Source organism: Pseudoclavibacter sp. RFBJ3 (assembly GCF_002931375.1).
In the GTDB taxonomy this organism is placed as follows: Bacteria; Actinomycetota; Actinomycetes; order Actinomycetales; family Microbacteriaceae; genus Pseudoclavibacter.
The window spans coordinates 207,212-232,674 of sequence record NZ_PSXZ01000006.1 but is presented as its reverse complement, the minus strand read 5'-3'; the positions used below and the strand labels follow the sequence as shown (position 1 = coordinate 232,674).

At 66.7% G+C, this 25,463-nt stretch carries 23 protein-coding genes; 13 read left to right on the top strand and 10 right to left on the bottom strand.

Going from position 1 to position 25,463, the window contains the following annotated elements:
• Positions 1 to 148: 148 nt before the first annotated feature.
• The 4 genes from C5E07_RS08565 (at position 149) to C5E07_RS08550 (ending at position 4,216) form a co-directional block, all read left to right on the top strand.
• Positions 149 to 751, top strand: a complete 603-nt coding sequence (locus C5E07_RS08565; RefSeq protein WP_146080551.1) for a hypothetical protein — start codon at positions 149 to 151, stop codon at positions 749 to 751.
• A 66-nt stretch (positions 752 to 817) separates the two neighbouring features.
• The gene (locus tag C5E07_RS08560) at positions 818 to 1,996 is read left to right on the top strand and encodes an aminotransferase class I/II-fold pyridoxal phosphate-dependent enzyme (protein ID WP_104299105.1); all 1,179 of its coding nucleotides are present in this window, start codon (positions 818 to 820) and stop codon (positions 1,994 to 1,996) included.
• A 56-nt stretch (positions 1,997 to 2,052) separates the two neighbouring features.
• Positions 2,053 to 2,730 (top strand): ABC transporter ATP-binding protein, encoded by a 678-nt coding sequence (locus C5E07_RS08555; RefSeq protein ID WP_181057888.1) that lies wholly within the window; start codon positions 2,053 to 2,055, stop codon positions 2,728 to 2,730.
• On the top strand, positions 2,693 to 4,216 hold the full coding sequence (locus C5E07_RS08550) for a hypothetical protein (RefSeq protein ID WP_104299103.1): 1,524 nt from the start codon (positions 2,693 to 2,695) through the stop codon (positions 4,214 to 4,216). Before C5E07_RS08555 ends, C5E07_RS08550 begins: the two co-directional genes overlap by 38 nt.
• Here the strand turns inward: C5E07_RS08550 and C5E07_RS08545 are convergent.
• Entirely contained in the window at positions 4,201 to 4,764 is a 564-nt protein-coding gene (locus C5E07_RS08545; RefSeq protein WP_104299102.1) for a dihydrofolate reductase family protein, read from the bottom strand. The genes C5E07_RS08550 and C5E07_RS08545 overlap by 16 nt on opposite strands.
• A 94-nt stretch (positions 4,765 to 4,858) precedes the next feature.
• Between C5E07_RS08545 and C5E07_RS08540 the strand changes: the two genes are divergently transcribed.
• The 4 genes from C5E07_RS08540 (at position 4,859) to C5E07_RS08525 (ending at position 8,905) form a co-directional block, all read left to right on the top strand.
• Positions 4,859 to 5,938, top strand: a complete 1,080-nt coding sequence (locus C5E07_RS08540; RefSeq protein ID WP_104299192.1) for an LLM class flavin-dependent oxidoreductase — start codon at positions 4,859 to 4,861, stop codon at positions 5,936 to 5,938.
• 99 nt (positions 5,939 to 6,037) lie between these two features.
• Entirely contained in the window at positions 6,038 to 6,928 is an 891-nt protein-coding gene (locus C5E07_RS19170) for a sce7726 family protein (RefSeq protein ID WP_146080550.1), read from the top strand.
• A gap of 8 nt (positions 6,929 to 6,936) precedes the next feature.
• The gene (locus C5E07_RS08530; RefSeq protein WP_104299100.1) at positions 6,937 to 7,869 is read left to right on the top strand and encodes a sce7725 family protein; all 933 of its coding nucleotides are present in this window, start codon (positions 6,937 to 6,939) and stop codon (positions 7,867 to 7,869) included.
• 49 nt (positions 7,870 to 7,918) lie between these two features.
• A complete protein-coding gene (locus tag C5E07_RS08525; protein ID WP_219820065.1) occupies positions 7,919 to 8,905 on the top strand; it encodes an RES family NAD+ phosphorylase in 987 nt (328 codons plus the stop codon).
• A 530-nt stretch (positions 8,906 to 9,435) separates the two neighbouring features.
• Here C5E07_RS08525 and C5E07_RS08520 read toward each other — a convergent pair.
• The 4 genes from C5E07_RS08520 to C5E07_RS08505 all read right to left on the bottom strand — a co-directional run bounded on the left by C5E07_RS08520 (position 9,436) and on the right by C5E07_RS08505 (position 12,971).
• Complete coding sequence (locus C5E07_RS08520; RefSeq protein ID WP_104299099.1) at positions 9,436 to 10,815, bottom strand: restriction endonuclease; 1,380 nt, start codon at positions 10,813 to 10,815, stop codon at positions 9,436 to 9,438.
• A 564-nt stretch (positions 10,816 to 11,379) separates the two neighbouring features.
• Entirely contained in the window at positions 11,380 to 11,802 is a 423-nt protein-coding gene (locus C5E07_RS19980; RefSeq protein WP_374953197.1) for a recombinase family protein, read from the bottom strand.
• Positions 11,735 to 12,256: a recombinase family protein gene (locus C5E07_RS08515; protein ID WP_104299098.1), complete on the bottom strand. Its 522-nt coding sequence runs from the start codon at positions 12,254 to 12,256 to the stop codon at positions 11,735 to 11,737. The genes C5E07_RS19980 and C5E07_RS08515 overlap by 68 nt, the downstream gene beginning before the upstream one ends.
• Before the next feature lie 151 nt (positions 12,257 to 12,407).
• Positions 12,408 to 12,971: a dihydrofolate reductase family protein gene (locus C5E07_RS08505; protein WP_104241089.1), complete on the bottom strand. Its 564-nt coding sequence runs from the start codon at positions 12,969 to 12,971 to the stop codon at positions 12,408 to 12,410.
• A gap of 171 nt (positions 12,972 to 13,142) precedes the next feature.
• On the opposite strand from C5E07_RS08505, the gene C5E07_RS08500 reads away from it, so the two are divergent.
• Entirely contained in the window at positions 13,143 to 14,804 is a 1,662-nt protein-coding gene (locus C5E07_RS08500; protein WP_104308678.1) for an HNH endonuclease signature motif containing protein, read from the top strand.
• A gap of 286 nt (positions 14,805 to 15,090) precedes the next feature.
• Here the strand turns inward: C5E07_RS08500 and C5E07_RS08495 are convergent, their stop codons facing one another.
• Positions 15,091 to 15,900: a substrate-binding domain-containing protein gene (locus C5E07_RS08495; protein ID WP_104241091.1), complete on the bottom strand. Its 810-nt coding sequence runs from the start codon at positions 15,898 to 15,900 to the stop codon at positions 15,091 to 15,093.
• Between the two features lie 96 nt (positions 15,901 to 15,996).
• On the opposite strand from C5E07_RS08495, the gene C5E07_RS08490 reads away from it, so the two are divergent.
• Positions 15,997 to 16,353, top strand: coding sequence for a DUF5997 family protein (locus C5E07_RS08490; RefSeq protein ID WP_219819490.1), 357 nt, complete (start codon positions 15,997 to 15,999; stop codon positions 16,351 to 16,353).
• 7 nt (positions 16,354 to 16,360) lie between these two features.
• The gene (locus C5E07_RS08485; RefSeq protein WP_104299096.1) at positions 16,361 to 16,942 is read left to right on the top strand and encodes an MOSC domain-containing protein; all 582 of its coding nucleotides are present in this window, start codon (positions 16,361 to 16,363) and stop codon (positions 16,940 to 16,942) included.
• A gap of 588 nt (positions 16,943 to 17,530) precedes the next feature.
• Here C5E07_RS08485 and C5E07_RS08480 read toward each other — a convergent pair.
• Genes C5E07_RS08480 through C5E07_RS08470 form a run of 3 tightly spaced genes read right to left on the bottom strand, consistent with a single transcriptional unit; the run spans position 17,531 to position 20,698 of the window.
• Positions 17,531 to 18,985 carry an NAD(P)/FAD-dependent oxidoreductase gene (locus C5E07_RS08480; RefSeq protein WP_104299095.1) on the bottom strand — a complete coding sequence of 485 codons (1,455 nt, stop codon included), beginning with the start codon at positions 18,983 to 18,985 and terminating at the stop codon, positions 17,531 to 17,533.
• Complete coding sequence (locus C5E07_RS08475) at positions 18,975 to 19,616, bottom strand: MBL fold metallo-hydrolase (protein WP_258063813.1); 642 nt, start codon at positions 19,614 to 19,616, stop codon at positions 18,975 to 18,977. Before C5E07_RS08475 ends, C5E07_RS08480 begins: the two co-directional genes overlap by 11 nt.
• Complete coding sequence (locus tag C5E07_RS08470; protein ID WP_104299094.1) at positions 19,613 to 20,698, bottom strand: S-(hydroxymethyl)mycothiol dehydrogenase; 1,086 nt, start codon at positions 20,696 to 20,698, stop codon at positions 19,613 to 19,615. Before C5E07_RS08470 ends, C5E07_RS08475 begins: the two co-directional genes overlap by 4 nt.
• Before the next feature lie 28 nt (positions 20,699 to 20,726).
• Between C5E07_RS08470 and C5E07_RS08465 the strand changes: the two genes are divergently transcribed.
• On the top strand, positions 20,727 to 21,659 hold the full coding sequence (locus tag C5E07_RS08465) for a DUF4031 domain-containing protein (RefSeq protein WP_104299093.1): 933 nt from the start codon (positions 20,727 to 20,729) through the stop codon (positions 21,657 to 21,659).
• Here the strand turns inward: C5E07_RS08465 and C5E07_RS08460 are convergent.
• Positions 21,656 to 23,905 carry an excinuclease ABC subunit UvrA gene (locus C5E07_RS08460; protein ID WP_104299189.1) on the bottom strand — a complete coding sequence of 750 codons (2,250 nt, stop codon included), beginning with the start codon at positions 23,903 to 23,905 and terminating at the stop codon, positions 21,656 to 21,658. The two genes, C5E07_RS08465 and C5E07_RS08460, sit on opposite strands and share 4 nt — an antisense overlap.
• 69 nt (positions 23,906 to 23,974) lie before the next feature.
• Between C5E07_RS08460 and mgtE the strand changes: the two genes are divergently transcribed.
• The gene (mgtE, locus tag C5E07_RS08455) at positions 23,975 to 25,327 is read left to right on the top strand and encodes a magnesium transporter (RefSeq protein ID WP_104299188.1); all 1,353 of its coding nucleotides are present in this window, start codon (positions 23,975 to 23,977) and stop codon (positions 25,325 to 25,327) included.
• The last annotated feature ends 136 nt before the right edge of the window (positions 25,328 to 25,463 follow it).

The window sequence follows — 25,463 nt, the reverse complement described above, 5'->3', positions numbered from 1 at the left end:
CACCCCGTTCGGGGTGGGGCGAGGATGGCGGTATCGGCCATATGTGAAGACGAATTCGTCGCGAACGCGCCGACACTGCTCCGTCAGCATGCTACGTTGCGCGGAGATTTTCAGTGCGGAGCAACACCGCTCGTGAGTTTGGAGAGCCGTGGGAGTACTCGTACATCCGGACCAGGACGTGCATCCTGACGTTCGAAGGGCGATCGTCGAAGGGCGTCTTCGAGTTGTCGCCGACCACGGCTCGGGTGCACCGTGGCTGCTCGCGCGACCATTGGAGCGGGCGCTCACCGAGGTCCGAACGAGGCACCTCGACCTCATCTTCCTCACTCGCCTCTCCAGTGAGCCGGCGACGTCCGTCGTGCTGCGGGCCCAGAGGCGACGATTCCTGGACGAGCTCGACGATGTCCCGGAGCTGCTCGTGCCATCCGCGATCATGATCGCCAAGGACCGGGCCGGGGCGCTGCGGGTCCAAGGCGCACGCCCCGGAGAACGAGGGGAGAGCAGGCCGGTGTGGCTGGAGGAAGGCACGTCGGCGTTCATCAGCGACGACCCCCGACTTCTCGAGGAGGTCTTCTCGCCCCGCTCTGGGCACCTCGACCGGGACGCCTGGCAGTCGATCAAGACCGTCCCGGCGGGCGCCTGGCTGCACACCCAAGCGGGCAGGAGCCCGCGAGTGCGAGCGATCACGGACGACCAGGCCTCTTCTCCGTCCCGGGGCGCGCGCACCGGGGCTGGCGCCACCAGGAGCTGAGCGTCGCGCTGCTCGGCGGACGACCCCCAACTGCCCTGAGACCGGGCCACCTGGCATCCTTGGGGTATGAAGCTCTCGCATCGCGCCCAGACGGTCGAGCCGTTCCACGCCATGGCGTTCGGGCAGCGTGCCGCCGCCCTCGAAGCGGAGGGCAAGCGCGTCGTCAAGCTCTCGTTGGGGGAACCCGACTTCGGGGCGCCGCCTCAGGTTCGCGAGGCGATGCGCGATGCCATGGATGGTCGGCCGCTCCCGTACACCGTCGCGCTCGGGCTCCCAGCGCTCCGCGAAGCGATCAGCGAGTTCTACCGCATCCGTCACGACGTCGAGGTCGACCCGGCCCGCATCCTCGTGACCTCGGGCGCCTCGGCGGCCCTCCTGGTCGTCGTGGCCGCCACCACCGACCCCGGTGACGATGTGGTCATGGCCGATCCGTCGTACCCCTGCAATCGGCAGTTGGTCGAGAGCTTCGGCGGACGGGTGGTCGGCGTGCCCACGAGCATCCAGTCCCGCTACCAGCTCGACGTGTCCAGCGTCGAAGCGGTCTGGGGTGAGCGGACGTCCTCGATCATGGTCGCGACGCCGTCGAACCCGACCGGCACCTCCGTGCCCTTCGAGGAGCTCGGTGCCCTCTGCGCGTTTGCCCGAGAGCGGGGCGCGTGGCGAATCGTCGACGAGATCTACCTGAACCTCTCCGACCCGGGCGAGGACGGCACCCCTCCGCGGAGCGTCCTGAGCGTCGACCCGGAAGCGATCGTCATCAACAGCTTCTCCAAGTACTTCGGCATGACCGGCTGGCGACTCGGCTGGGCCGTGCTCCCTGAGGCTCTCGTCCCGGCCGTCGAGAAGCTCGCGACGAACTACTTCCTGTCGGCGTCGGCACCGGCGCAGCTTGCCGCTCTCGCCGCGTTCACCCCCGAGTCGCTGTCGATCTGCGAGGAGCGCCGGGTCGAGCTCGCCAATCGTCGCGAACTCGTGCTCGAGGGCCTGCAGCGCATCGGTCTCCCGGTTCCAGTCCTGCCCGACGGAGCCTTCTACGTGTACTTCGACGTGTCCCGGACCGGTCTGTCCTCGTGGGATTTCTGCGGACGGGCGCTCGAGGAGGCCCAGGTCGCGCTGACACCTGGCCGCGACTTCGGAGCGCACACGGGCGAGACCCACGTCAGACTCTCCTATGCTGCCTCGCGAGCGGAGCTCGTCGAAGGGCTGCGCCGCCTCGAAGCGTTCGTCGAGGGGCTGCGGTCGTGAGCGGGTCCGGCCCTGGGGGACGTGATCGCGGTCCTGGTCGAGCGGAGGATGGCTGCGTGCCAGTCGTCCGCGTCGAGGGTCTCTCGGTGAAGCGCGGGGGCACGCGGGTGCTCTCCGATGTCGATCTCGCGGTGCCGGCCGGATCGGTGCTGTGCCTGACGGGGGCGAACGGCTCAGGGAAGACGACGCTGCTCCGCGCGCTGGCCGGGCTCGTCACGCAGAGCGACGGCACAATCCTCCTCGACGACCGGGCGGTGGATGAACGGAGTCCGCGGTTCCGGCGCAGCCTCGCGGCCCTGCTCGGGTCGGTCCCCTTCTCGCTCACCCTGACTGCACGAGAGCATCTGACGGCCGTCGCAGCATCGTGGGAGACCAGCACGCTCGAGGGGGAGCGTTCCGCAGATACGGTGCTGGCGCGCCTCGGCATCGAGCATCTGGCCACGCGGTTCCCGCACGAGCTCTCGTCCGGGCAGTTCCAGCTGCTCTCACTGGCCACCGTTCTGGCGCGTCCGTTCGACGTGCTCGTGCTCGACGAACCCGAGCAGCGTCTCGACGAGGAGCGACGAGAGCTGCTTGCCCGCATCCTCGTGGAAGAGCGAGACAGGGGCGCGGCGATCATCGTCGCGACCCACAGCCGAGCGCTCATCGAGGCGCTGGGTGCGGACGAGTTGCGGCTTGCCGGCGAACGCGAACGCGATGGCGACGACCAGGGCGGTGGGCGTGCGGCGGCGTGAGGGTGCGTACCGCGCCTACCTCGCGGGAGCGGTGGTGCTCGTCGCGGTCGCGCCACTGGCGCGGATGCTGTTCATCGCGCTCCTGGAACCTGCCTCGATCGCCTGGCTTACGTCTCCGGCGTTCGCAGAGCAGCTTCGGATCGTGGCTGCCGCGGTGGTACCCCTCGGTCTGCTGGTGGGGACGACTCGTGGTCCGGCCCTGCTTGATCCCTTCGCTACGGTCACCCTCGGTTCCAATGACGTGCCGAGGCGCGTCTCGTTGCGGCGGCCGTTCCGGCGGAGTGCACTCGCAGCCTCGGCAGGGACGGGGCTATTGGCCTGTCTCCTGGGGGCCGCGTTGGTCGTGGGCGTCGGGGCCCCTCTGGTGCCAGTGGCGTGCTTCGTGGCGGCGTCCGTCGCCCTGGCGTGCCTCGGCGTGATCGCGGCGCTCGTAGGCCAGGTCATCGGCAGCCTGCGCGCGTGGGGGGTGGCGATCGCTCTCGGTCTTCTCGGGGTGTCGCCCGTTGGGGTCGGGGCCTGGTTCGGGTCGATCTGGACCGGCGTCGTCGGCCTGAGCGGCGGGAACGGTCGAGGGCTCCACTCGGCCCTCGAGGGCTGGCTTGGGCATGACGCGGGCCTGAGTCTCGTTCTCGTCGGTGCACTGGTGCTCCTCGGGGTCCTTGCGGTTGCGCTCGCCTCCATGCCTCGGCTGCTGGATCGACTGCGGGGTGACGAGCTCCTCCGGCAGGCACGGCGCCGGGAGGCTGCCGCCTTCGCCGTAGCGGCAGGGGAGTTGGCGGGCGCATCGGCGGCCTACCGCGAGGTGCCCTCGATGGGGAGGGGGCTTCGAGCCGTCGTCGGCGGGCCGCGCGTGCTGTCCATGCTGGTCCGCGATGGGGTCGGTGCTTTGCGGACACCGCAGCGCACCGTGTTCGGGCTCGTCGGGGTTGTGGCCGCGGCCCTGCTCCTGGGTCTGGCTGTCAGCCCGTCGGCGGTCGCCGCGCTGGCCGCGCTCGGTGGCTCCATTCTGATGTTCCTCGCCCTGGCCCCGTTCACCGAGGGGTTCCGGCATGCGGCCGACGCTGCCGCAGGGGCCGCCGTCTTCGGAACGCCGACGGGAGAGCAGTTCCTGCTGCACGCCGCGTTCCCTCTGGCCGTCGTCGTCCTTGTCGTCGGAGTCACGCTCCTCGTCTCGGGTGGTGGCGGTGGTGGTGCCGCGCCCCTGCTCGCAAGCCTCGCCATGGTCGCCGTGCGCGCCTACGAAGCGGGCCGCGGGCACCTCCCTCCGCTGCTCCTGACGCCCATGCCGAGCGAGGTCGGCGACGTGTCCGTGCTCGCGAGGCTCGTCTGGCAGCTCGACTCGGTCATCATCTCGGGGCTCCTCGGGCTGGCCGCGACGATGCTCTGGGCTGTGGGCCTTCCAGTCGTCTCGATCGTGCTTCTGGTCGCGGGCGCGCTTGTGCTCGCTCTGGCGACGAGGTCACGCCTTCGTCACCTCCGCGGGTAGCTCACCTCGTAGCGGGCTTCCACGAACTGTCCCCGCGCGTGCGCGGAGGTCAGGCGCAGTGCATCCGCTTCAATGCGGCGGGGGAGTACCGGAGCTCCGGAGGGGAGGGTCACCGGCGCGATGGAGAGGCGGACCTCAGTCAGGTGGCCCGAGTCGTAGAACTGGCCGGCGAGGTCTCCGCCACCCACGACCCAGATATCGCGGTCGCCGGCGGCCGCTGCAATGGCGCCGATGTGGTCGGCGATGGCACCCCGCACGAGGTGGATGTCGAGTCCCTCAGGGACGGGCAGGTCGTGGCTCGTGAACACGAACGTCGGACGGTCGGCGTAGGAGGCTCGCCACTTCTCGGGATGCTCGTCGAGACCCTCGTGGTTGTAGACCCACTGGTAGGTGGTCGATCCCATCACGAGCGCGCCGACGCTCGCCAGGAACGAACCGAAGCTGTCGTCGTCGGGCTGGTCGACGACGAACAGCCAGTCGAGAGCGTCGTCGTCGTCGGCGATGAAGCCGGAGAGCGTCGTGGCGGTGTTGTAGATCACGTTCGTCATGCGAGGAAGGTAACCCCGACCTCCGACAATCGGGAGAAGGCGACACGCGAGCGGTCTCGGGAATGCGACATGCATCCCAGACGCTGTGCTCAGCATGCGCAAGAAAATCGGCTTCCTCTCGTTCGGGCACTGGCACCCGTCTCCGCAATCGGGCACGCGAACAGGCGGTGATGCGCTCGTGCAGTCCATCGAACTCGCGGTCGCGGCGGAAGAGCTCGGCATCGATGGCGCCTACTACCGCGTGCATCACTTCGCGCGACAGCTCGCTGCCCCATTTCCGCTCCTGGCAGCCGTCGGGGCTCGGACCAGCCGCATCGAGATCGGCACCGGCGTCATCGACATGCGCTACGAGAACCCCCTGTACATGGCGGAGGAGGCTGCCGCTGCCGACCTCATCAGCGCACACGCCGGTGGCGAGGGGAGGCTCCAGCTCGGTCTGAGCCGAGGCTCACCCGAGCCCGCCCAGGACGGCGCACACGCGTTCGGCTTCACTCCGCCCGAGGGCAAGACCGATGACGAGCTGGCCCGCGCGAAGACGGAGCTGTTCCGCGCGGCGATCACCGGTGCGGGGCTCGTTGCCGGTAACCCCCAGATGACAGGCTCGACGGCGCCGCTCCCCATCCAGCCGCAGTCCGCCGGCCTGGACGACCGCATCTGGTGGGGCTCCGGAAGCCGAGCCAGTGCCGTGTGGGTTGCGGAGCAGGGCATGAACCTCATGAGCTCGACGCTGCTCACGGAAGACACGGGCGTTCCGTTCGATGAGCTGCAGGCCGAGCAGATCCAGGGGTACCGGGACGCGTGGGCGGCCGCCGGACACCGTCGAGAGCCCCGGGTCTCGGTGAGCCGCAGCGTCATCCCCATCACGACCGACGAGGACGTGACCTATTTCGGCGGGCGAGGCGGCGGGGAGGGCGATCAGGTCGGTGTACTCGACGGGATGCGCTCACGCTTCGGTCGCACCTACCAGGGCACTCCCGATCGTCTCGCGGAGGAGCTCGCGGCGGATGCTGCCGTCCAGGCGGCGGACACGCTTCTGCTGACCGTGCCGAACCAGCTTGGTGTCGCCTACTGCACAAGGCTCCTTGAGAACTTTGCGAAGTATATCGCCCCGTCAATGGGGTGGAAGCCCAACTGGGAAGGGCCCATCAGGGGAAACGCTGTTGCGGCCAGGTGAGGCCGGCGGACCTGTGCCGCAGCGCCGTGGGCTAACAGTCATCGAAGGGGTGGCCAGCTAGAATCAACCAACGGTTCCGAACGGTGGGGGGTGTTTCGCGTGGGCACATCTGCCAACGGAGAACTCGCTGCTCTCTCGCGCCTGTTTTCCCCAGCCGCTATGCGCGAACTGGGTAGAAGCGGTCGTTCGCCTCTTGTCGCTCGCCTGCTGCAAGACACTTCACTACCGGCGGACTTGCCCGGAGGAGCAACTCTGAGGGACGCACTCGATCTCGGCTACGCGAAGCTGACGAAGTCCGGCAATAGAGATGACTATGTCTATCGGAGTTCGGTAGTCGAGAAAATTGCCCTCGGTCGACACAACCTCCGCACAGCGACAGTTCTAAGTGAGGTGCGCGCACGGGCGTCCAAGGCGGATCTAGTGATCCTCAACGGCACCGCTACGGCTTACGAGATCAAGTCGGAAAGAGATTCGCTCAGCCGCCTCACTAGCCAGCTCAGCGACTACAGGTCTGTCTTCGCAAGTGTCACAGTGGTCACGAGCCCGATTCAGACGGACGCTGTGCTTCGCCTCGCTCCGGAGGATGTCGGCGTGCTTGTGCTCTCTCCTCGTCTCCGACTGCAGGTCGTCCGTGAAACCCAAGATCTCCCTGAACGCATCGACCCGACGGCGCTCTTAGAGACTCTCCGCTCTAGCGAGGCTGCGCAGGTGCTCGAAAGGATCGGCATAGAGGCGCCCGACGTTCCGAACACCCGCCTCTGGGTGGAACTGAGGAAGCTCTTCGCGGACCTCGACCCAGTTGACGTCCATCAGCATGCCGTCAGCGTCTTGAAGCGGAACCGATCACGCGCAGCTCAGGAAGAACACATTGGAACTTTGCCGCCGTCGATCAGGACGGCAGCACTCTTTGGCGACTTGGATGACGGCGCGCGTGCGAATCTGTCTGTAGCTACTGGTACATTGATGTCGTCAGTGATGACCTGGAGTTAGGAACGAAGATGTACTTCCCCTACTTTCGTGGCAAGCAGTTCGAGTTAATAGCGATCCGCGAGTGTGCAGCGGTCATCGCAGATGCAGGTTTCAATCCGATCATTGAGCCAGTTCGAGAGACCTTCAAAGGACTTCAGCGCACACTGGACGAACTACTTCTGAACGGTGCCAACGCAACGGTGATCGTGAATCCCAGACACGGCGATCACAGGGATAGCAGCGAGATGCTAGCGCAGTACATGGCGGACAGCCATGGGGACAACGACGCAATCTCCCCAGCACTCCTTCTCACGAGCGACCTGTCTGTGGACGATGTACTTAGGCTCATCGAACCGTACGCTGAACGGCCACTAACGCTCGTCCACGGTGGGTTTACTGATGGAAAAGCTCTAGCCAACAGCCTCCAGGCGGACTCGATAACGCACGTCTTCCTCGATGCTCGCAACACTCTCTACCGCCGCCCGTTCAAGGGCGCACGGCGCATCTTGATTGACGACGGGTTCGAACGAAAAAAGAACGCGGACTACGACCTGGTCAACAGGTTCTCAGATCTCCACGTTACCTACGAAGAACTAGGTGGCGACGGTTACGGTGACTTCCTGACGGTTGGCGATCACTACAGCGAGGGCGGCGGTCCCGCATATGCTGTGGCCATCCACCTGACGTACATCGACCCGTCCAACGATGACGCGATGTTCGTTCATCACTTCAAGTCCGACTCAAACGATACCCCCGTCGACCCGGCAGGTAAGTTCGCGCAAGCGCTCGCCAAGCTTATCGCGGCGGTCGATGACCCCTTCACGAAGATCGTCTCCACAACGGCTGTTGAAGAGTTCCGCGACCTGTACGAGCGCAAACACTTCCCTGGTCTGGGATACGTCAAAAAACTATCCATCAAGCACCACATCGAGACGCTTGCGGACTACCACGCAAATGCCTGAACGACGGTGCTGCGCCACGTGCTTCGATGATCGGCATATTCGAGCTCAGTTGATCGGTCAATGCGAACCCGTTAGGCAAGACTGCGACTACTGCGGCGAAGCAGACGCGCTCTGCATCATCCCATCCAGGCTGAGTCAATGGTTCGCCCCGCTCGTTGCGACCTATAGTGCGGATCCAGACGGCGACTTCCTCGTCCGACACCTGATAAGCGAGTGGAGGATGTTCTCAAGCGGCAGGCTGAGTGAAGCAGAGGCAAAAGAGCTGCTTGCCGACGTGCTTAACGACGGTGAGATCGTTCGCAAGAAGTTCACGCCGATTGCGCATCCGAGCGGCGGCAACCTTCGTCGCTGGGAAGAGCTACGCGATGAACTCATGCACAGCAACCGCTGGTTCCTCGAAGAACCCATGGACATGGATCGTTTGGCAGTTCTGCTCGACCAGCTGATTACTACGCCCACGGCCCTTGAGTTCAGCAACTGGTACCGGGCCCGCCTAATGACGGGCGATAAGGCGTTCCCCCTGACGGACATGGGCGCGCCGCCACGTCACAAGGCGGGACACGGTCGAGCAAATCCCGCAGGTATTCCCTACCTCTACCTTGGGTCGACCCGCGCAACCGCAGTCGCAGAGCTTCGACCTCACACCGGCGAGCGGGCATGTGTCGCTCGTTTCGACCTCTCAGACGCAGAGAACCTCAAGCTGGCTGATCTTCGCGATCCTCGATCCCTCATCTCGCCGCTGAGCGATGGGGATGAGACCTTGATCGTCGAGCTTCGAGCCGACTTGCCACTCCTTGAGCGACTTGGCGAGGAACTAACGCGGCCTGTCCAGCCGAGCGGCGTCGCTTACGAGTATGTTCCAACGCAGTACCTGTGCGAGTACATCAAGAAAAAAGGCTTCAACGGGGTCTTGTACAGAAGCTCGGTCAGCAGCGACGACGGAGTGAACATCGCACTCTTCCACCCAACTGTTGCAACCGCCACTCAGCTAGACGTGGTGTCCGTCACTCAGGTGACGGTTTCTATCGAGAGCTGACGGCTCGGGCTTAGCGTGCCTCTTAGGCGCTCAGCTCAGCTCAGCTCATCTCATCGCTGGGAATCCTTCGCATTGGCAGGGCGTGATGGACGAGCGGGAGAGGATCTCTACACCCCCGGGAGCTGATGGGCACGTCTGCTTTCGTTATCTAGCGTACGCAGTGGCGCTAGCTCCCGTTTTTGTGGCTGCAGCGAAGGCCGCCATTAGTGCTAAAGATGCGCGCTCCGCCGGAGACGGCAATCGGTAATGGCCCCTCCAGTAATCGGACGCAGCCGACAGGCCCACTCTGCGCTGGAGTTTCGCTGCAGCGAGGTTGCGCTCAGAGCGAGTCCAGATCGCGAGCCAGCGCCTGTCGCCAGTTCGGCGTACCGTCTTCGCCGTGACGGCCGATCTGCCGTAGAACCGGCTTCCGGTCCCACAATCTCGGTGGCTTTTGAGACAGTTCTAGGAGCATGGGGCAACGCAGCGAGCAACGTTCACACTCGCTACGTACTCGGCATCAAGGACCGATAGAGACTCCGAAGTGCGGGTCACTCTTTGATGCCGTTGAGACCATTCCCGAAGGCTCGCATGGCACCCTCGTTGAGTAACCAGTCCGACAACGACTGACGACGGTCCAGCAAACCGCGAATATCTTCGAGAGTGATGGCGTAGATGAGGCCAATGTCTTTGATCTGCGCAGACTTCAGACGGTGGACTGCGGTGCTATAGAAACCACTTGTAGAGACGAATACTCCTATTCGGACGCTCGACTTCCGATCATCGATTTTTGACTCGAACACGCGAATCTCTGCAACGCCCATCGGTCTAGACCAGTTCTTGCACTCAACGAACCAGTACGCACTCTTCTGCGACGCCCAGAACGGAGCGGGCAGATTACTCCGTAGAACAAGATCAACCTCCTCCTCCTCGGTGCGGAAGTTCTTCTCCGCCACCATGAGGTCTGGCCCTTCGGTGTAGAACAATGCCTCGACGAGACGCTCAAGCGCATCACCTCGCTGTTTGTTCGTGCTCGTTGATCGATCAACGTTCAACGCCTCGAGGTGGTCGAGAGCCGCGATGGCTTGACCAAACCAATATTGAGGACTGAGGTGACCTTCGAAGTCAGCTAGTACACCAAATAGGACACCGAGATTGCGAGCGTAGTCGGCAACCGCTTCACCCGTGCCGGTCCACCATCTGTCGACAAAAGCCCGCGCCGAAGGCCGATCCACAATCTCGAACTCGTCCATGCCTCCCGTGAGTGAATAGCTGACTCGAGCATCGCTAGGAAGGTGAGTCAAGAAAACTGTCAAGAGAATGGGCCACGCGACGAGACGAGCTTCACGGAAGAGGCTCCCGAGGGTCTCGATAGCGCGCGCGGGAGGGAGCGGGTCGAGTCCGGCCTTCTGCGCTGCGTGAATCACCTGAGAGATATGCCCCGTTGATGGTTCAGGTATCTCACCCCACAAAAACTCGTTTAAGAAAAGAGGCTTCTCAACCGTTTTATCCAGCCAGGACGCCGCTAACAGTTTTCCGAGCACCGTCAAGTCGTCATGAGGGCTGGCCTCGGCCTCTTTTTCGACGCACTCCTCTGCCTCACGCTCAGCCTTCTTGAACGTTTCCATGCCCTCTCCAAGCAGGTTTTCAGCCATGTACATACCGGTTAGAAGGCTCCCAGCAATCCCACCACCTCGAACCGCACCATAAGCGGCCACACATGCGTTCCAGCCGAACCCCTGAGCTTCAAGCACGGCCAGCGCACCCTCAACGGTGGTCGCGAAGTCAACGCTCTCGGGTGGCTCCTCGTCGCTACCACCTTCGACAACCGCGTCGGAGGAGTCGAACACGAACCTCGGCAGATCGCCAGCCTGCTTGCGATAATCGATCAGCGTGCGGTTGGCAACGTCAAAGAATGTGTCAAACCCCATGGCTGGATACTAGCGGCGATCGCCAGTGTGGCGATGCTTTAGAGATGCGAGCGCGTCCAAGTCGGTTCAGCCGCGCGGTCGCGCCTTGTGATTCACGCACGGGTCGCGAAGTGTCGTAAACGACTTGGAGTTGGTGTGACACGTCTCTCCAACCAGAGCCCCGCATACGGGACACGGGCGGGATAGATCCGTGAGGGCTCGCAGGTGCCTTTCGTAACCGGCATAGAAGCATCCGTTGTGATGGAGCTGCGCCTTCGATGGCCGCCTCAACCTCAGGCCGGTTCTAGGCAACGGGGCGGTAAAATTTTCCACGGTTCCGGAGAAGAGCGGCCATCACGGCTTCCGGCTACTCCTCGCAAAGATGCGGCTGCATGGTGGGGAACGATCGCGGACCACCGAGGTCACCGTTGAGTAGCCTGCCCCCGTCGGCTTTCGCCTCGGCTGTCTTCGGATTCCATGTTCTCTTCAAGAAGAGCCGCCTTGATCGCTCCGTCCCCTCGCTTGCAGGCTTGGATCGTGTCGGACTGCTTGTCTCGCACCTGCCCGTCGACCGACGCTCCGCACTCACCACAGGTGACGATGTCTGGGAACAGCCAACTTCATTGGCGCACCTTCTTGATGATTTGATTTCCGAGCATAGCGATGGCGGCGTCGCGCTCCCAAAGAGATGATCGGCTGCCATGTACCCTTGACAAGGTTTCCGCCTGCATCTCTCAGTGGCTCGCGGTTGTAGGTGCGGACACCGGCTGGTCTCCAACCGATGAGTACCTTTTGGAGAGGTGACCAGTCCCACTTCGTCTTCCCAGCGGCGGTAAGCACGCCGGCCGCTTCTCGCTGACGAGCTGTGCAGGTGTTGGGCTCTCCGCTGATCAACCGTCTAAAGGCGTCGCGGATCAATGCAGCTTTTCCGGTTCGAGAGTCACCCCATCGGCCTTTCGGCCGAAAGCTCGTGGACGTTGCTTGGGAACGCCTTACGGGCGTTGGCACGGAACGCGGCCATCTGACGCTCACTGATCTTGTTTGACTCTGACGTGTCGACGGAGGTGAGAATCGTCAGTGACGAGGAGGCCATCGGAGGAGGCGAGATCGTAGTCGCCCGAGGCAACTGTATGGATGGAGACACCGTGGTCCTCACCAGATTCACGAGGTCCGACAGTTCTGACATTTGGCGGGTCAGGCGGCTGTTCGAGTAGGCGAGGATATGCGTGTAGATCTCCGTGCGAGCGTCGAGCAGCAGGTCGCTGTAGTCGAGCCTTACTTTGCTCTTGTGGGTTCGATCGTGCGCGCCCACGTCGTTGTCGGTACGAACGTGAGCGACCTTGAGCCCCAAGCGAGCCGCTAGTTCGCGGCACGCAGCTTCTTGCCGCTGAACACCGGCAGCGTCTCCTTCGGCGTCACGGGAAATGCGGCAGTAGATGGCGGCATTGCCTCGATTCGTCATCCAGTTCCGTTCCGTGGGAGAGCGCTAGTTACATCCAAAGCAATCCCGAACCAGCTCGGTGTCGCCTACAACGCGCGGATGCTCGCCACCATCGCGGAGCACATCGCTCCGGCGAGCGGCTGGTCGCGCGAGGCGTAGTCGACAGTCCGGGTCAGCGCAGGACGCGGTATCGGAGATGCACGACGCCCGACTCGAAGGTTCGCGAGTCGAGCAGCTCGAGGTTCGTGCGGCGGTCGTTCTGTGAGAAGAACGGCGTGCCGCCTCCGACGAGGACGGGACATATGCGCAGCAGGTACTCGTCGACCAGGTCGAGATCAGCAACCTGATGCGCCAGCTCTGCTCCACCGATCGCGATCGGTCCTTCTCCCGGTTCGGCCTTCAGGCGCTCGATCTCCTCGGCGAGCCCGTCCTCGGCGATCCTGGTATTGCCTTGCACCTCGGTGATCGTGTTCGAGAACACGATCTTCGGCAGGGCGCGCCAGAGCTCGGCGAACTCCGTCTCGAGCTCCCCATATTCCCGGGCTTCGTCGGTCGGCTCCCAGTAGACCATCGTCTCGTAGAGGCGGCGACCCATCAGGTGGAAGTCGGCCGCTCGCACCTCCTCGGTCGCCAAGCGGAACACCTCCTCGCTGGGGTCTCCCCAGTCGAAGCTGCCGTCTGAGTCCTTGATGTACCCGTCGAGGGTGAGGGCCAGCGAGTAGGTGACCTTGCGCATCAGCGAACCTCCTTGTTCGTGCCTTTCAAGCTACCACCGGCCGGGAGCCGGTCGTCTCCCTGCTTCCCGGAAACTCGCCGTTTGATCTGGGGTTTCGCTGAACGGTGAGCACCCGGGGTGCCAATTGTCGGTGGTCCGGTCCAAGATTCGGGTATGACTTCGAACGATGATGTGACGCCGACCGGGCTGGGGTGCGATCCCCGCGATCCGGGGTCGGTCGCTGCGCGGCGTCGGCTGCTCCTGGCGAGGGAGACGGGGCTGATGGCAGCGGCGGCTGTGGTCGCGGCGGCGCAGGTCCGAGTTCGGGCTGAGCTGGCGGAGATCGCGGCAGCCTTGGATGCGGCTGAGGGCTCGGCGGAACACGGTCTGCATGTGCGGTCATTGGCAGCCGAGGTGGCGCTGGTCGAACAGGTTGGGCAGTCGGTCGCGGAGGGACTCCTGCAGGAGGCGGTGACCGCGGTGCGTGAGTTCCCGGGGCTCGTGGACGCACTGGGGGCGGGCGCGGTGAGCGAGGCGCAACTGCGGGTGTTGACCGAGGCAGGCCTGTCGGTGTCGCACCTGAATGCGGGGGAGCAGACAGCACGCCGAGCTGCGTTCGTCCGCGTGATGCTCGCGGAGGTTGGTGCGCGGGTGCTGCCGCCCCGCGCGCTGCGGGTGACGGCGGCGAGGGTCGCGGAGTCGTTGACGCAGGAGTCGGTGTGCGAGCGGTTCGCGCGGGCGCGGAAGACGCGGTACGTGTCGGTGACCGAGGCGGAGAACGGCATGTGCCTGCTGCGAGCTCGGTTGCCGCTCATCGAGGGCAAGGCGATCGCGGACCGCCTGCGTAAGCAGGCCAAGGCCGTGATCCGGGCGAGGCCTGCACCCGCCGGCATCACGGGCAGGACCGGGACTGCCGGGAGTGCCGGGGACACCCAGAGCACCGAGAACACCGAGAACACCCAGAGCACCCAGAGCACCGGGGGTATTGGGATCAGCGAGAGCGCCGCGAGCGGGGCCCGCGCCGAGGGGGCGGACGCGACTCGGGATGAGGGGCCGGGCCAGATGCCGGGCGAGATGACGGACGAGGCTCCGGATGAGCGAACGGTCGACCAGGTCAAGGCCGACCTGTTCGCAGACGTGCTCCTCACCTCGACGCCCACCTCCAACGGCGCGGCTGCGGGGATACAGGCGAGCGTGCAGTTCACGATCCCGATCCTCACGCTCCTCGGCCCTGACCGCGCTGTCGCCCCTGACACTGATCGCCTGACTCCGGCGCCCGCGCTGCTGAACGGCATGTCACCCATTCCGCTCGAGGAAGCGAAACGACTCGCGGCGAACGCTCCCTCATTCCAGCGGATCCTCACCCACCCCATCACGGGTGCGGTCGCGGCCGTCGATACCTACCGTCCCACCGCGGCGATGCGGGCCTTCCTCACCGCGAGAGATATTCACTGCCGCTGGCCCGGCTGCCGGCAACCCGCCGCGCGCTGCGACCTCGACCACACCCACGCCTGGGAACACGGCGGCACCACCAGCATCGACAACCTCTGCGGACTGTGCAGAGGGCACCACGTCATGAAACACGCCACCGCATGGACCGTGAGACAACTCGGCGGTGGCGTCCTTGAATGGCGCACCCCCAGTGGCAAGACGTACACCGACCAGCCCGAACACCACGACACCCACGCCAGCACCAACATCGAATTCAGGCCGAGCGATGAGGCGCGCGACGGCCGCGCCGCGACAGGCATGGCGATGCCGCGGCCAACGTCTCAGCAGAACAGCAACGTTGAGGCGCCAGCCCCAGATGAGCCGGAGCAGCAGGGGAGCGCAGACGAATTGCCGCCCTTCTAGGCTCGGTGCCGCGCGACGTCAAGAAGGTTGCCGCTGCCGTTGCCGCTGCCGCTGCCGCGGGCGCGGGATTTCACCCGAACCCTGTCAGAGAAGTCGGCAAGAGCTCGGCCTGCCTGCCTGCTTACCCGCCTGCATGCCTGCGTGCCTGCGTGCGTGCCTGCCTGCCTGCCTGCCTGCCTGCCTGCCTGTTGGTTTGTTGGCTCATCTGTCTGGCAGGCGAGCACGCAGCCGGTCGGCCAACAAGCGAGCGAACCAGCAAGCCAGCGAGCCAGCCACCCAGCCAGCGCTAGCGGCGCTTGCGCTTGCCGCCCGATCCGCCCGCCTTTGCGCGCTTCGCGGCGAGCTGGGCGCCGCGGCTCGTCCCGGAGGAGGTGCCGATTCGCTTCGCGGTCGCCCGCTTCTTTTGCTGCTCCTTCACGCGGCGCTCGGCCTCCGCCAGCGCCTGCTGCTCTTCCCGCTGCAGCGCGGCAGACTTTGCGCCGGTGCGTCCCCTCGAGCTCCCCGCGGTGCGCCCTCGGACGATGCCGACGAACTCCTCGGTGTCGAGACGGTCATCGGCGACCGCCCAAACCACAGAAACGGGAACCCGAGGGAGGTCGCTGATGACCCGATACGTGACGTCCTTGCGGGCGTGCTGCCTCGCGACCGACTGAGGGACGATCGCCACCCCGGCCCCGCCCGCGACAAGCTCCATCGCGTCCGCCGGATCGGTCGTCATGGCCGCCTCGCCCGAGTCGAGCCCCAGGCGCTCTGCCGCCTCCGCCCAATCGGGGGTCCACGCGGCCAGCACCAGCTGCCAGTCGTCGAGCTCCTCCAACCGCAAAGGCTCGTCGATGTCGAGATCCGACTCGACCGCGACCACAGCGACCACATCTTCGGCGAACAGATCGATCGCGTTCAACCCCTCACGTTCGAAGGGGTGCCGCACGAAGGCGACCTGCGCGCCGTCGTCGAGAACGAGCTGCCTGGCCTCGGCCGAATGCAGGGTCGCGAACTCCAGCGGCGTCTCTGCTCTCCGCTCCTCCCACACTCGAGACCACTTCCGTGGGTTGATGCCGGGGGCGAGAGCGACCGTGAGGTGCGTCGGAGTCTCCATGCCCGCAAGGCTACTGGGTACGATGCTCAGATGAGCGAATCAGAAGGCAACTCGGCCGAGAGCCACACCGCGGCCGACCGCGGGTCAGACCAGACCATGAAGCCGGCGACCGCCGCCAAGAAGCTCGGCATCTACCTGCCGGCAACCCCAGAAGCATTCCAGGAGGCCCCGCTCACCCGCAGCGAGTTCCTCGAGCTGCAGGAGACCCCACCCGAATGGCTGCAGGAGCTGCGCCGCACCGGTCCCCACCCGCGCGACATCGTCGCCCGCAAGCTCGGCATCACCAACTCCGGCCTCGCCCGTGGCGGCGTCACCGAAGCGCTCACAACTGAAGAGATCCAGGCTCTCCTCGAAAGCGCCCCATCGTGGCTCTCCCACGAGCGAGGCGTCCAGGCGAAGGTCCGCGCCGAGAACGCCCGAGTCGCCGAACTGCACGCGAAGCGAAAGAACTGAGCCGACCTTGGCCCAGCTGCTCGCCGTCTGCGCCGTAGCGCAGCTCCGCCGGGACCCGGGTGCCGTCGGCGTCACCGCGATCGACAAGCGGACCCTCGAGGGGCCCGTCAAGGTGGGGCGCTACGGGGTCTACGGCGACGTGCAGGCCGATCGGAAGCACCACGGCGGCCTCGACCAGGCGGTCTACGCCTACTCGCAGCTTGACGCCGACCACTGGGCCGAGGAACTCGGCCGCCAGCTCCCTCCGGGGTTCTTCGGCGAGAACCTCCGCATCGACGGGCTCGACGTCAACGACCTCCACATCGGTGACACCCTCCGCATCGGAGACCTCACCGCCGCGGGCTCATCCCGCGTCGTCGAACTCGTCGTGACCGCCCCGCGCGTCCCATGCCAGACCTTCGCCAGGTGGGTCGGGGGAGACGACGAACGTGGCTGGGTGAAGCGATTCAGCGCAGCCGCCCGCGTCGGCGCCTACCTGCGCGTCGCGAAGAACGGCAAGATCGCGGCGGGCGACACCGTCGAAGTCCTCGAGACGGCTGAGGGTGCGCCGACAGTTCGTCAGGTCTTCTCCGGCGACCACGGCGGCTGAGACGAGCGAAGTCGAAGCCGGTGTCGGTGTCGGTGCTGGAGGCAAAGTCAGAACCGGTGCCGAAGCCAAAGTCGGAGCCGTCGCCGAAGTCCGAGCCGTCGCCGAAGCAGAATTCAGAGCGAGACCTGGGTCGGAGCGAGCACCGAAGCAAGCGCGAGTGCCAGAGCCGAGGCCCAACCTGGAATCCACACTGCCTCGCACATGGGTTCCCGCCCGTCTGGTGACACGGAGCCGACGCTCGGTGATGCCGAGCCGCCGGGTTGGTGATGCCGAGCCCGCGGTCTCGTGACGCCGAGCCGCTGGTCTGCTGATGCCGAGCCTGCGGTCTGGTGACGCCGAGCCGCTGGTCTGCTGATGCCGAGCCTGCGGTCTGGTGACGCCGAGCCGCCGGCTGCTGATGCCGAGCCGCCGGGCTGGTGATGCCGAGCCTGCGGTCTGGTGATGCCGAGCCGCCGGGCTGCTGACGCCCAACCACCCGCCCGCAGCAGCACCCGGCACCAGCACCTCGCGCTAATACCCGTACCGGCGGGAGGGGCTCGCAGAACCCGCTCGCGCCCTCCGCCGGTGGGCGTGCGCTTGAGTCGCCTGCTACTGCGGACGCCCGTATCCCTCGAGCAGCCGCAGCCAGAGCTCGCTGATCGTCGGGAACGACGGAACCGCATGCCACAGCCGTGACAGTGGCACCTCGCCGACGACCGCGATCGTCGCCGCATGCAGCAGCTCGCCCACGTCGGGGCCCACCATGGTGAACCCGACGACAACCTGGCGATCCTCGTCCACGACCATCCGGGCCGTTCCCTCGTAGCCCTCCGCGTGCAGCGAAGCCCCAGACACGTTGCCGATGGGCACGTCGACGGCCCGCACCCGAAGGCCCTGCTTCTCGGCGGCACCAGCCGTGAGCCCGACAGCGGCGACCTCAGGGTCCGAGTAGACGAGCTGAGGCACCGCGGCGTGATCAGCCGTCGCGACGTGCGTGCCCCAGGGGCCATCGTCGAGGGTGCGCCCCGCGGCGCGCGCCGCGATCGCATCACCCGCCGCCCGCGCCTGGTACTTGCCCTGGTGCGTCAGCAGGGCGCGATGGTTGACGTCGCCCGCCGCGTACAGCCAGTCGCTGCCGCGGACGAGCATCGTGTCGTCGACATCGATCCAGGCCCCGGACTCGAGCCCGGCCGTCTCGAGACCGACATCGCCCGTGCGCGGGACCCGGCCCGTCGCCACGAGCAGCTCACTGCTCTCGAGTGTGCGGCCGTCGTCGAGCGTCACCGTGACCCGACCGGACGCATCCCGGACGACACCAGCTGGCGCCGCACCCGTGATGATCGTCGCCCCACGCGAGCGCAGGGCCGCCACGACCGCCTCACCGGCGAACGCCTCGAAGCTGCCGAGCACCGTGCTCCGTGCGACCAGCGTCACCTGGGCGCCGAGATCGGTGTAGGCCGTCGCGATCTCGACCGCCACGACGCCGCCGCCGATGATCGTGATCGACTCGGGGATGCGCTCGAGGGACGTCGCCTCTCGGCTCGTCCACGGCTCCGCGTCAGCGAGCCCCGGAATGTCGGGCAGCAGTGCCGCCGACCCGGTCGCGACGACGACGGCGACACGCGCCGAGTACGTCGTCTCGCCGACCGTCACCTCACGCTCACCCGTTAGGCGGGCATGCCCGCGCACGAGCTCGATGCCAGCGTCCGCGAGCCAGGCCACCTGCCCCTCGTCGCTCCACTCGGACACGTACGAGTCGCGACGAGCGAGGACCGCCGACACGTCGAGGTCTCCCGTCGCCGCCTCGCGGCTGCCCGGCACGGCACGCGCCGCGCGCAGAGCAGCCCCGCTCCGAAGGAGCGCCTTCGAGGGAATGCACGCCCAGTACGAGCACTCACCGCCGACGAGCTCCTTCTCGACGATGAGGGTGCTCAGGCCACCCTGAACGGTGCGGTCGGCGACGTTCTCCCCGACGGGGCCCGCGCCGATGACGATGACGTCGAACGTCGTAGCACCCGTGGGAGGCACGTTCGCCTCGGACGAGGCCTGAGACTCAGTGGCCACGCGCGATCCATTCTTCGAGGTGCGGCGCTTCCGCCCCGATCGTCGTCGAGTCCCCGTGACCCGTGAAGACCTTGGTCTCGGCCGGCAGCGTCAGCAGGCGCTCCGAGATCGACGCGATGATCGTCCCGAAATCGCTGTAGCTCCGACCCGTGGCCCCGGGCCCGCCACTGAAGAGCGTGTCTCCGCTGAACAGCGCTCCGAGGGCCGGGGCGTAGAAGCAGACCGACCCGGGCGAATGGCCCGGCGTGTGCAGCACCTGCAGGTCGACCTCATCGATCACGATGCGGTCGTCGTCCGCCAGTTCGATGTCGGGAGCCGAGTCGGGGTAGACGGCATCCCAGAGCATCCGGTCGCCGTCGTGCAGGGAGACGGGCGCGTCCACGAGCGTCGCGAACTCCTGCGCCGCCGCGATGTGATCGTCGTGCCCGTGCGTCAGGAGCACCCGGCGCACCCGGCGGTCGCCGACCGCATCGCGCACCGCCTGGGCGTCGTGGGCCGGGTCGATCACGACGACGTCCTCGTCGTCGCCGACGAGGTACACGTTGTTGTCGACGTCCCACGTGCCCCCGTCGAGGGAGAACGTGCCGCTCGTGACGACGCGGTCGATGCGCACCTTGCCGTGGCCGCTCACAGCTCCACCACCGAACGCAGAACCGTGCCGTCCTTCATGCGGCCGAACGACGCCTCGATGTCGTCGATGCCGATGCGCTCCGAGACGAAGGCGTCCAGGTCGAGCCTGCCGAGGCGGTACTGCTCGACGAGCATCGGGAAGTCGCGGCTCGGGAGGCAGTCTCCGTACCAGGACGACTTCAGAGCGCCGCCGCGGCCGAAGACGTCGAGCAACGGGAGCTCGAGGGTCATCTCGGGCGTCGGCACCCCGACGAGCACAACCCGACCGGCGAGGTCGCGGGCGTAGAACGCCTGCTTGTACGTCTCGGGGCGACCCACGGCCTCGATGACCACGTCGGCTCCGAAGCCGCCCGTGAGGGCCCTGACGCCTTCGACGACGTCCTCCTCGCGGGAGTTGATGGTGTGCGTCGCCCCGAAGTGGGCGGCACGCTCGAGCTTCGCGGGGTCGATATCGACGGCGATGATCGTCGTCGCCCCGGCGAGGGCGGCCCCGGCGATCGCCGCCATGCCCACCCCGCCGCAGCCGATGACCGCGACCGACTCGCCGCGCTTCACCTCGCCCGTGTTGATGGCGGCACCGATGCCGGCCATGACACCGCAGCCCAGCAGGCCGACGGCAGCCGCATCCGATTCCTCGTCGACCTTCGTGCACTGGCCGGCGGCGACGAGCGTCTTCTCGATGAACGCGCCGATGCCGAGTGCCGGGGAGAGCTCCGTGCCGTCCTCCAGCGTCATCTTCTGCGTCGCGTTGTGGGTGTTGAAGCAGTACTGAGGCTGCCCCTTCGCGCAGGCACGGCACTCGCCGCACACCGCGCGCCAGTTCAGGATGACCCGGTCGCCGACCGCGACCTCCGTCACGCCCTCGCCGACCGCCGACACGCGGCCGGTGGCCTCATGGCCGAGCAGGAACGGGAAGTCGTCGCTGATCCCGCCCTGCTGATAGTGGAGATCGGTGTGGCAGACACCGCTCGTGATGATGTCGACCACGGCTTCGCCTGGCCCCGGATCGGGGACCAGCACCGTCTCGATCGACACCGGTTCGTTCTTGCCACGGACAACTGCACCTTTGACACGGGAGACCATGTGGCAAGGGTAGTCGTAGTCTCTCTGGATGGTCATCCTGATCGATCCACCCGTCTGGCCCGCGCACGGCACGACGTTCTCGCATCTCGTGTCCGACGCCTCCGTCGACGAGCTGCACGCCTTCGCCCGGAGGGCGGGCATCCGCGACCGCGCGTTCGACGTCGACCACTACGACGTCCCGGCCGAGCAGTATGACGCCCTCGTCGCGCTCGGGGCCGAACCCGTCGGGGGCTCCGAGCTCGTGCGCCGACTCGTGGCGGGAGGCGTGCGCGTGCCCGCCCGCGACAGGCCCAAGCGAGCCCGGCTCACCCTCATCCGACGTTGGGCCGAGCTCGAGCTGCCCGTGACTGCTGACCGGCGGCCGGCGACGGATGCACTCCGCGACGAGCTCCTGGACGCCTGGTCGGCTCCCTCCCGTCACTACCACGACGCGACGCACCTGCTCTCGGTGCTCGACGCCATCGACATCATTCGCCTCCGCGCGGCCGGGACCCGGGCGCCCCTGGCCGAGCGCGAACTGCTGACCGCCAGGCTCGCCGCCTGGTTCCACGACGCGGTCTACGCGGGCGCCGCAGGCGACGACGAACGCGCCAGCGCCGACCTCGCCGTCGAACGGCTCACGGCCCTCCGCGTCGACCCCGCCCTCGTCGGCGACGTCGAGCGCCTCGTGCTCGCGACCATCGTCCACGCGGTGGCGGAGAGCGACACGGCCGGCCAGATCCTCATGGACGCCGACCTCGCCGTCCTCGCCCGCTCGGAGGACGGCTACGCGCGCTACGTCGAACTGGTCAGACGCGACTACGCGCACGTCACCGACGAGCAGTGGCGCGCCGGCCGCGCGTCCGTGCTCGAGACGCTGCTCGCGACGCCCCGCCTCTTCGTGTCACCCGCGGCCCCAGAGGACTGGGAGGAACGCGCGAGACGGAACCTCGAGGGCGAGCTCGAAGCGATTCGCAGCTAGGCGCCCACGTAGCTCGCGAGGTGCTTGCCGGTGAGGGTCGACGAATCGGCCACGAGCTGCGCCGGCGTCCCCTCGAACACCACCGAGCCGCCATCGTGACCAGCGCCGGGGCCGATGTCGATGATCCAGTCGGCGTGCGCCATGACCGCCTGATGATGCTCGATGACGATGACCGACTTGCCCGAGTCCACGAGCCGATCGAGGAGCGAGAGCAGCTGCCGCACATCCGCGAGGTGCAGGCCCGTCGTCGGCTCGTCGAGCACGTACACGCCACCCTTCTCTGCCATGTGGATCGCGAGCTTGAGCCGCTGGCGCTCGCCCCCCGAGAGCGTCGTGAGCGGCTGCCCGAGCCCCAGGTAGCCGAGCCCGACGTCGACGAGGCGCCCCAGCACCTTGTTGGCGGGACCGGTCGCGAAGAACTCGTGCGCCTCCGCGATCGACATCGACAGCACCTCGCTGATGTTCTTGCCGTCGAGCGTGTAGGCGAGCACCTCAGCTTGGAAGCGCTTGCCCTCGCATTCCTCGCACACCGTCGACACCGCCGCCATCATGGCGAGGTCGGTGAAGATGACCCCGAGGCCGTTGCATTTCTGGCAGGCGCCGGAGGAGTTCGCACTGAAGAGGCCCGGCTTGACGCCGTTGGCCTTCGCGAAGGCCGCCCGGATCGCGTCGAGGACCCCCGTGTATGTGGCCGGTGTGCTCCGCCTGGAGCCGCGGATGGCGGTCTGGTCGACGACGACCACGTTGGCCGACTTCGGGATCGACCCGTGGATGAGGGAGCTCTTCCCCGAGCCTGCGACCCCCGTCACGACCGTCAGCACGCCAAGGGGGATATCGACGTCCACGTCCTTGAGGTTGTGACGCGTCGCCCCACGGATCTCGAGGCTCGTCTTCGAACTCCGCGGCTCCTCCTTGAGCGAGACCCTGTCGTCGAGGTGCTTGCCCGTGAGGGTACCCGACGCGCGCAGGCCCTCGACGGTGCCCGCGAACTGCAGCTCCCCACCATCGGAGCCCGCACGGGGACCGAGGTCGACGACGTGGTCGGCGATCGCGATCGTCTCGGGCTTGTGCTCCACGACCAGCACCGTGTTCCCCTTGTCGCGCAGGCGCAACAGGAGCTCGTTCATGCGCTGGATGTCGTGCGGGTGGAGCCCGACCGTCGGCTCGTCGAACACGTAGGTGACGTCGGTGAGGCTCGAGCCCAGATGCCGCACCATCTTCACGCGCTGCGCCTCGCCACCCGAGAGGCTCCCCGACTCGCGGTCGAGGCTCAGGTAGCCGAGCCCGATGTTCACGAGGGAGTCGAGCGTCTCCTGCAGGGTCGCGATGACCGGGGCGACCTGCCGGTCCTGCACGCCCTTCATGAACGCCGCGAGGTCGCTGATCTGCATCGCCGAGCAGTCCGCGATGTTCCTGCCCTGGATGCGGCTCGCGAGGGCCGCCTCGTTCAGGCGCGCCCCTCGGCACTCCGGGCAGGCGGTGAACGTGACCGCTCGGTCCATGAAGGCGCGGATCGCGGGCTGCACCGCCTCCGGGTCCTTCGACAGGATCGACTTCTGGATGCGGGGGATGAGCCCCTCGTAGGTGAGGTTCATGTTGAGAGCCGGCATGTTGACCTTCGTCGGCTCCTTGTACAGGAAGTCCCGCAGCTCGGCCTCGGAGAAGTCGGCGATCTTCTTGTCGCCGTCGAGGAACGGCGCGTCCGAGTATCCGCGCACCATCCACCCATCGACCTTGTAGCCGGGAATCGTGATCGCGCCCTCGTTCAGCGACTTCGTTCGATCGACGACCTCGTCGATGTCGAGGTCGGTGACGCGTCCGATGCCCTCGCAGCGAGGGCACATGCCCTCGGCGAGGTTGAAGCTGAAGTGGCCGGCTGGTCCAGCTGACGGAGCCCCGAGGCGGGAGAAGATGATGCGGAGCATGGTGTGCGCGTCGGTCGCCGTGCCGACCGTGGAGCGGGCGTTTGCCCCCATGCGCTCCTGGTCGACCACGATGGACGCACTCAGCCCTTCGAGCACCTCGACGTCCGGCCGGGCGAGGCTCGGCATGAACGACTGCACGAAGGCCGTGTACGTCTCGTTGATGAGTCGCTGGGACTCGGCCGCGATCGTCCCGAACACGAGCGAGCTCTTGCCTGATCCGGAGACGCCCGTGAAGACCGTGAGCTTGCGTTTCGGGATGTCGACGTCGATTCCCTTGAGGTTGTTCTCACGAGCGCCGCGCACGCGGATGGTTTCATGCATGCCGCGATCGTAGCGACCCGCCGAGGCGCGAGCCACGATCCCGAGGGCAGGGTGTGCTTCGATGCCCCCATGCCTCCGATCCACTCCCTCGACGATCTCGTCGAACTCGTCTCGACCGAACTCGCTCGCGGAGACCTGAGCGCCGCCGCGACCGCCCTGGCGAGCGCGCCGCTCCCGGACGTCGCCGTGCTGCTCGAGCGCCTCCCTGCCCGGGATGCCGGGGTCGCGTTCCGGCTGCTGCCGAAGGACGAGGCCATGACCGTGTTCGAGCGGATGGACGCCCCAGCTCAGCGCGAGGTCGTCACGCAGCTCTCCGATGCCGACGTGGCCCGGGTCTTCGCGGAGCTCGACGCCGACGACCGCGTCGCCCTCATGGACGAGCTCCCGGCGAAGATCGCGAAGCGCCTCGTGCAGGAGCTGCCGGCGGATGAACGCGGCGAGACGGCGATCATCCTCGGCTACCCGGTCGGGTCCGTCGGCAGGCGCATGACGCCCGACTACGTGCACGTCTACGCGCACGAGCTCGTGGGAGTGGCGCTCGAGCGCATCCAGCAGCGAGGCGGGGACGCCGAGACGATCTACACGATCCCCGTCGTCGACGACGGTCGACGCCTCCTCGGGGTCGTGAGTCTCCGTGAGCTGTTCTTCGCGTCGCCGCACGATGCCGTCGAGGCGCACATGGCGACCGCCCTCTATGCGCACGCCGATGACGATGCCGAGGTGACGGCCCGGACGCTCGTCGACCGCGGAGTCCTGGCGATGCCCATCGTCGACCGCGAGGAGCGCCTCCTCGGTCTCCTCACGGGCGACGACGCACACCGCATGGTCGAGGCCGCCCGCGACGAGGACGAGGCGCACGCCGGCGCCTCCGAGCCGCTGAGGCGCCCCTACCTGACCACTCCGGTCTTCGCGGTCGTGCGCTCGCGCGTGGTCTGGCTGTTCGTGCTCGCGATCTCCGCCATCCTGACCGTGAGCGTCCTCGAGCTCTTCGAGGCGACCCTGGAGCAGCAGGTTGCCCTCGCCCTGTTCATCCCTCTCCTCACCGGCATCGGCGGCAATACGGGATCGCAGGCCGCGACAACCGTGACGAGGGCCCTGGCGATGGGGGAGGTGCGACCGAGGAACGCCTGGTCCGTCGCCCTCAAGGAGCTGCGCACGGGCATCGTGCTCGGCATCTCGCTGGGAGCGGTGGCCTTCGCCGTCGCGACGTTCTTCTACGGGGTGGGCATCGGCACCGTCATCGGCCTGACCCTGCTCTCCGTCTGCACCATCTCGGCGACCGTCGGCGGCGTCATGCCGCTCGTCGCGAAGTCCATCCGGGTCGATCCGGCCGTCTTCTCGACGCCCTTCATCTCCACCTTCTGCGACGCGACGGGACTCATCGTCTACTTCTCGATCGCCAAATCCGTGCTCGGCATCTGACGGAAGCGACCCTGCTGCTCCACCCGAGGCGGGGCGCGCCCGAGCTGACACGGAGTTCGTGCGTCGCATCGAGTGGAGGCCGTTGGACAGCGCTGGACCGTATACGACGCGTGTATCTCCGAAACCGTATCGTGGG

What these genes read in the sequence shown, in the direction of transcription:
- C5E07_RS08465 (WP_104299093.1), top strand. Translation starts at nt 20,727, where the DNA reads ATGGTCATCCTGATCGATCCACCCGTCTGGCCCGCGCACGGCACGACG.
- C5E07_RS08520 (WP_104299099.1), bottom strand. Translation starts at nt 10,815, where the DNA reads ATGGGGTTTGACACATTCTTTGACGTTGCCAACCGCACGCTGATCGAT.
- C5E07_RS08545 (WP_104299102.1), bottom strand. Translation starts at nt 4,764, where the DNA reads ATGACGAACGTGATCTACAACACCGCCACGACGCTCTCCGGCTTCATC.
- C5E07_RS08550 (WP_104299103.1), top strand. Translation starts at nt 2,693, where the DNA reads ATGGCGACGACCAGGGCGGTGGGCGTGCGGCGGCGTGAGGGTGCGTAC.
- C5E07_RS08495 (WP_104241091.1), bottom strand. Translation starts at nt 15,900, where the DNA reads ATGGAGACTCCGACGCACCTCACGGTCGCTCTCGCCCCCGGCATCAAC.
- C5E07_RS08505 (WP_104241089.1), bottom strand. Translation starts at nt 12,971, where the DNA reads ATGCGCAAGGTCACCTACTCGCTGGCCCTCACCCTCGACGGGTACATC.
- mgtE (WP_104299188.1), top strand. Translation starts at nt 23,975, where the DNA reads ATGCCTCCGATCCACTCCCTCGACGATCTCGTCGAACTCGTCTCGACC.
- C5E07_RS08560 (WP_104299105.1), top strand. Translation starts at nt 818, where the DNA reads ATGAAGCTCTCGCATCGCGCCCAGACGGTCGAGCCGTTCCACGCCATG.
- C5E07_RS08470 (WP_104299094.1), bottom strand. Translation starts at nt 20,698, where the DNA reads ATGGTCTCCCGTGTCAAAGGTGCAGTTGTCCGTGGCAAGAACGAACCG.
- C5E07_RS08540 (WP_104299192.1), top strand. Translation starts at nt 4,859, where the DNA reads ATGCGCAAGAAAATCGGCTTCCTCTCGTTCGGGCACTGGCACCCGTCT.
- C5E07_RS08460 (WP_104299189.1), bottom strand. Translation starts at nt 23,905, where the DNA reads ATGCATGAAACCATCCGCGTGCGCGGCGCTCGTGAGAACAACCTCAAG.
- C5E07_RS08490 (WP_219819490.1), top strand. Translation starts at nt 15,997, where the DNA reads ATGAAGCCGGCGACCGCCGCCAAGAAGCTCGGCATCTACCTGCCGGCA.
- C5E07_RS08530 (WP_104299100.1), top strand. Translation starts at nt 6,937, where the DNA reads ATGTACTTCCCCTACTTTCGTGGCAAGCAGTTCGAGTTAATAGCGATC.
- C5E07_RS08515 (WP_104299098.1), bottom strand. Translation starts at nt 12,256, where the DNA reads ATGACGAATCGAGGCAATGCCGCCATCTACTGCCGCATTTCCCGTGAC.